Source organism: Acinetobacter sp. SH024, from assembly GCF_000163635.1.
GTDB classification, from domain to species: domain Bacteria; phylum Pseudomonadota; class Gammaproteobacteria; order Pseudomonadales; family Moraxellaceae; genus Acinetobacter; species Acinetobacter pittii.
The window spans coordinates 4,608-9,868 of the sequence record NZ_GG753610.1 but is presented as its reverse complement, the minus strand read 5'-3'; the positions used below and the strand labels follow the sequence as shown (position 1 = coordinate 9,868).

The 5,261-nt window shown below is 32.7% G+C and carries 9 protein-coding genes; 4 read left to right on the top strand and 5 right to left on the bottom strand.

Annotated elements, in window-relative coordinates:
• The 3 genes from HMPREF0013_RS0105945 to HMPREF0013_RS25145 form a co-directional block, all read left to right on the top strand.
• Positions 1 to 308, top strand: a 308-nt coding sequence (locus tag HMPREF0013_RS0105945; RefSeq protein ID WP_025464222.1) for a hypothetical protein, incomplete at its 5' end; no start/stop codon positions are given.
• A gap of 524 nt (positions 309 to 832) precedes the next feature.
• The gene (locus HMPREF0013_RS24135) at positions 833 to 1,354 is read left to right on the top strand and encodes a hypothetical protein (RefSeq protein WP_000999915.1); all 522 of its coding nucleotides are present in this window, start codon (positions 833 to 835) and stop codon (positions 1,352 to 1,354) included.
• Positions 1,351 to 1,497 carry a hypothetical protein gene (locus HMPREF0013_RS25145; RefSeq protein WP_000192351.1) on the top strand — a complete coding sequence of 49 codons (147 nt, stop codon included), beginning with the start codon at positions 1,351 to 1,353 and terminating at the stop codon, positions 1,495 to 1,497. The genes HMPREF0013_RS24135 and HMPREF0013_RS25145 overlap by 4 nt, the downstream gene beginning before the upstream one ends.
• A gap of 47 nt (positions 1,498 to 1,544) precedes the next feature.
• Here the strand turns inward: HMPREF0013_RS25145 and HMPREF0013_RS24130 are convergent, their stop codons facing one another.
• From HMPREF0013_RS24130 to HMPREF0013_RS24120, 3 genes are all read right to left on the bottom strand, one after another.
• On the bottom strand, positions 1,545 to 1,835 hold the full coding sequence (locus HMPREF0013_RS24130; RefSeq protein WP_000176412.1) for a type II toxin-antitoxin system YafQ family toxin: 291 nt from the start codon (positions 1,833 to 1,835) through the stop codon (positions 1,545 to 1,547).
• On the bottom strand, positions 1,819 to 2,094 hold the full coding sequence (locus HMPREF0013_RS24125; protein ID WP_005140357.1) for a type II toxin-antitoxin system RelB/DinJ family antitoxin: 276 nt from the start codon (positions 2,092 to 2,094) through the stop codon (positions 1,819 to 1,821). Before HMPREF0013_RS24125 ends, HMPREF0013_RS24130 begins: the two co-directional genes overlap by 17 nt.
• 191 nt (positions 2,095 to 2,285) lie before the next feature.
• Positions 2,286 to 2,510, bottom strand: a complete 225-nt coding sequence (locus HMPREF0013_RS24120) for a hypothetical protein (RefSeq protein WP_002072934.1) — start codon at positions 2,508 to 2,510, stop codon at positions 2,286 to 2,288.
• Between the two features lie 168 nt (positions 2,511 to 2,678).
• Here HMPREF0013_RS24120 and HMPREF0013_RS24115 point away from each other — a divergent pair, with 168 nt between their 5' ends.
• Complete coding sequence (locus HMPREF0013_RS24115) at positions 2,679 to 2,921, top strand: hypothetical protein (RefSeq protein WP_001015364.1); 243 nt, start codon at positions 2,679 to 2,681, stop codon at positions 2,919 to 2,921.
• Between the two features lie 72 nt (positions 2,922 to 2,993).
• Here the strand turns inward: HMPREF0013_RS24115 and HMPREF0013_RS24110 are convergent, their stop codons facing one another.
• Both HMPREF0013_RS24110 and HMPREF0013_RS24105 read right to left on the bottom strand, forming a co-directional pair.
• Positions 2,994 to 4,193, bottom strand: a complete 1,200-nt coding sequence (locus tag HMPREF0013_RS24110) for a hypothetical protein (RefSeq protein ID WP_005804948.1) — start codon at positions 4,191 to 4,193, stop codon at positions 2,994 to 2,996.
• Between the two features lie 224 nt (positions 4,194 to 4,417).
• Entirely contained in the window at positions 4,418 to 5,194 is a 777-nt protein-coding gene (locus HMPREF0013_RS24105) for a hypothetical protein (protein ID WP_000191151.1), read from the bottom strand.
• Between the last annotated feature and the right edge of the window lie 67 nt (positions 5,195 to 5,261).

The following is a 5,261-nucleotide window of genomic DNA, read 5'->3' as shown; positions in this document are numbered from 1 at the left end:
AAAATCATCATTTTTTAAAAAAATTTTCGATCAGTGATGCTGCTATAGCGTATAAAAAACCTCGCTCGACTATACTTAAATATATAAAAAGCGGAGATTTCGAACTTGACTACAATAAATTGATTGAATACAGTCAGTTAGTTAGAAAATTTGGTGAACTTACTTACCCTATACAGGACGAAAGAGAGCAACAAATCAAAAAACTAAAAGATGAAGTTATGCATTTAAAAAAACAACTTAACTTTTTTAAATATACTTCAATCTCAAACAAAAATAGACTATTAATTTCTCATAAACATTCCATTTAACATAATGGGCGTTATCCGAAATCGTCTTTTATAAGTTAAATAAAATCATGTACTTAGCTATTTTACATAACCCGAAACTACCGCAAAAATCCGCTTTGTTTCCAAAGCGGATTTTTTTTGAGCAAGGTTGATACTTCTTGCCAATAAAATTGGTTAAATAATGATCAAAAATAGCAATTCCATAGAGTTTTTAAGCCTTTTTTACCCAAAAGAATCCACAATTTATGCGGATAACCATTGGGATAAATTTTGATTATTTTTTGTACGTTTTGGCTTACAGCGTTTTACGAAATTGTCTGTATCTATCCCCCGATGAAGTCCTTATGATCAATCTATATGAACAAGATGTTCAATGACTTAAAACAACAATAATAACAATAATAATCAGTCAGGCACCATGACCATCAGGTAGTCAGCCCTACCTAGGCGCTCCACACCGAAAAATCCCGACATGATGTCGGGATTTTTTATTGTTAAAATTTAAATTAAATAAATTTTGTTATTTGAAATAAAGGGGATTGAGTATGAATGACTCTGATGATCGTAATCATAAGGTAATTCTTGAGTATCTACAGAAAGTACTAGAAAGAGAGCGAGATCGATTTTATAAATTAGATGACAAAGTATCTAAGTTATTTACGACAGTATCTACTGTGATTACAGGATTTCTAATTATAGTTAATATCCTTTTAGATCATAATAAAATTAGTATTTTTTGTTCTTCCGAGATTACTATTCTAAGTTTATTGTCACTTACAACATTCTGCTTCTTGTGCATGTCTTGGAACTTCCTTTTTAAAGTTTTTAATTTAAAAAAAACAGCTCACCTTCAACATCAAGGGTTTTGGAAATATTATAAAAATAGAGAAGAAATAGATTTTTATGAAAGAATCATTAAGGATCATGAAACTGTTATAGATACATACATAGAATCTAATGACCAAAAAGTTTTACTTTTAAAGAAGTCTTTAAGCAACATCTATTTATCAGCAATAATGTTTGTTATATTAGTTATTATCTATTTGATTTTTAAGTATCTAAAATGACCCAAAAAAATTCCAATACAAGTACCAACCCAGCTAATCAACAACCTCACAAAGATATCAAATCAGAAGTTCCACCTCCTCCTGTTAGATATGGTTTAGATGAAAAAATTAAAGCTGAAGTTCCAAAAAGTAATAAAAAATAATCTCTAATTATTGACAACAAAAAGCCCGAATATATCGGGCTTTTTACTTATCCAAAAAGTTCAGAATGAGATCCAATCCGAGCAAGTATTAGCTCATTATTATCTTCATCCACATCCCAAATTAATAATAAATCAGGTAAAATATGGCATTCCATATGGGGTTTCCACTCACCAATCAAAGGATGAGGTAAATACTCATCTGGAACAGTCCCTGTTTTTACCAAATGCTCATCAATAAGATCCTTCAAAATTAAGAGTCCTTTCTTAAGCTTTGGGTTTGAGCTTACCCGTTTAAAATCTTTTTTAAATTGTTTCTTGTACCTAATCGTCAGTGTCATCTTCTAAATCCGTAAACAATTCCTGAGCAGAACTAAATTTTTTAGGTTCTGCAACAGAGTTCATAGCCTCAATTGTTGTACGGTTAGGGGTTCTTAACTCTAAAGGAAATCCACCTCGATTTACTACTTGCGTTAATAATAAGCGAATAGCATCTGTAGTATTTAAACCCACTTCTTTTAGAATTCGCTCCGCTTGAACCTTTAATTCATTTGGAACCCTAGCACGTACATACTCATCTTTTTTTGCCAAAGTATTCATATGTTTATCCAGTAGTCAGTTCAGTAGTCAGTTCAGTAGTCAGTTCAGTAGTCAGTTCATTGATTTGGCTAAAGCCATTGTAGCACACATGTGCTACACAACAACTAACTTAACATAAAATCTCATCTACGAAATGCAGCAGCACGTGCTAGGATCCAATTAAATCTTTAATTGGGTTCACATCAAATACTCTATTGATCACTATAAGCTCGAACTTTCTCAAAAATTGGATAAAAGTCCAGACCATCATCCTTCATATCTGAAATTACGACTGCAATTACTGCAATCGTAGTGGGCACTTTACCGTTCTTTTTATAGTTGGTAATTGAATTTGCGTTCATATCTAAAAGCGCTGCAAATTCTTTAATAGAAAGGCCAGACTTACCTATAAGTCTTTGAAATTCTTCGTAAGGCATAGTTTTAAAAGCAGAATTGTTCTGATGGAAAAGTATAGCACAGATCATTTATTTACATTTAAACACATAAATAATGTGTTTAACACATTATTTATGTGTTAAACACATTATTTATGTGTTTAAATGGTCTTATCAAGCAATTTTACTCTTTTGATAGGACTTGTTTTTATGAACCATTTCGTACAGCCCAAGCTTCTTATTTCTTCTCAAGCAAAAAAGATTGGATTGGCATTAATTAACGATCTTGAACTTTGTATAACAGCACGATTGGCTTTTTATCTGGATGTAAATCCTTCCTATGACGGCCATGAGGCAACATTCATTTGGATCGAATATTTTTTACAAGATCATCCTCAAGCCGAATTTTCTGAAGTTAGAGAAGCCTTTCTACAACTTATCCCAGGATGTTAAACGATGATAATGAAATCTGTATTTTATGAGTCAAATACAGATTTCAAATTCTCTTTTTTATAAGACTATGAATTAAATTTTCTCAAATAACTCTGCAGCAATCTTCCTAGCTAAATTATCTTTATCAACATCCAGTTCTGATAAATCTATAGCATATTGAATTGCCTCACGACCTGCGATTTCAATAGGTCCATAGTCATCATAATCCTCACCTGTATAAGCATTGTAGTCTCTAAAATCATCCTGCGTGAAATCAACTCCACACATTTGAGCTAAGTAGATGTATAACCATGCTTCTCCATGATTTTTGAAAATTTCTTCATACAGGAAGGATTCAATAGCACTCGTATCACCTCGATTACACAAGTACAGAATCTGGTTGTAAACTGTTTCCTTGTCTGCATCCAAATTAATTTCATGAAGATTCATAGGTGAATTTTTAATATAAGATTCAAAGTGTTCCGCTTGCTTTATGTATTCTTCATACTTTTCTTTATTTTTCTTAGTCTCATCAGAATTGATATATTTTTGTTTATTATTGTCCCAACGACTTCCAAAATTTGAGCCATGTCGACCATAAGGGGCTATCTGATTTGCTAAATAACGATAGTAGGCCCCGAGTAGAGCATAAGCATCAGCATTCTCACGATCTTGCGCATAAGATAAAATCTTCTCAAAAATAGCCCCAATTTTTGAAAACTCGAAATAATCACCTCCAAGTTCTAGGTCATCCACCTTACCATTTTCAAAATTGATATAACTTAATTCCTCTCTTACAGCATTGAAGTTAATAACTTCTAAATTAAGCCATAAAAGTTCTCGATAGACTGTTTTAGAAATCGACAAATAAAACTCTTCTGAGGCATCTAACTTAAGTAAAACCTTAAGTCTTATAATAATTTTTCTAATCTGCTCCAATAGAACATTACCTTCATAATCATCCCAATGAAGATCATCTTCACTATAATTTAGATAATCTGTTTCAGGCGGATTTTCCAATATTTCTAGAGTTAGAGCATCAACCAATTCGTGCTGATAATACTCTTCAGAATCATCATATTGAGCATCAAGTAAAAGATTTTGAGCAACAAAAGAGCTATAGGTCCTATAGTCCTGATCTAAAGCAATTAATTCATAAATATGTGAACGGCTAATCTTTACAGAATGCTGTTCCTGAATTTTTTTAGATAATTGAAATGCGAATTCTTGAATAGACATAATTTTCTCTACTTCCAACTCTAAACTCTTTATACAAAGAATCTTTGGTGTCATAAGACTTCTAGCAACGCATGTTTAAATGCTAAGAACCAAACGAGTTGATACTTAAGAAAATTAGATTTTAGATATGGCTTTAAAAATTAAACCTATGGTTTTTTATCCCTTTTCTACTCATGCGTAAGTACGGTAGGCGACCTTATTTTTAAAATAATAAATTTCGCATAAATTTACAATTGCCAAAATAGAAAAGTCAGCTAAAAAGCGGACAGTCAAAAAATTCATTCTTTTTCAGACCTACTTTTTATCTTTTTTTGAGCATTTATAATCACTAAATCGAGAAGCGTTAAAGTCTGCCCTTTTAGGCTATATCCAGACAGCTGATGGAGAACCTCAAAAAGTAGCTGATACTTTTCTGTATTTGGTCGCTCTAGTGCCCAAACCTTTTTATAAAGTTGAGATTGACGAAATTTCCCGGCAAGAAAACGGTCAATTTCGATTCTTTTTAGAAACTTTTTACTGTCTAAATTTTCATCATCTTTTACTTTATAAAGACTTAAAACCCCACCACCCACTTCAAACTTACGTTGATTTTCAGCCTTTCGCTTTTTCCCGGCATACTTTTTCTGGATCTGACTCAAATACAGCTCCAAGTCACTGTATTCAAGCTTTTGCGCTTTAAAATTCAGATAACGCGTACACATCGTTTTCAGGATATTCATTTCAGCCGGATCTAGATCATCTTTTTTATAATCTTGGTACAGCTCCAGGAATTTTTCTTCATACTCAGTCCTTCCTGGAGTTATCACCAACTCATCAAACAACAACTGAAGTTTCAAATGCTCACGGTACGGTTTTAACGCTTCTTTCACCAGAATCTGCTGAGCTTCTGACAACATTTCAAAATTAAAGTCTTCAGCTTGTAGTGCAGCAATAACCTGATTTTGCAGTTCAGAGCGAGGATCTTTTTCTAACAGGAACTCAACGAAAGCGTGTAACTCTGCCATTTGTAAAAGTTGAGCTGGTCTACCACGCTTTTTTGCTTTTTCTTGGGTCATATCATCTGCCGCCTAATTTTCAGAACTGCTACCGATTTAATATGTTTACGTACTATTTAATTACGGT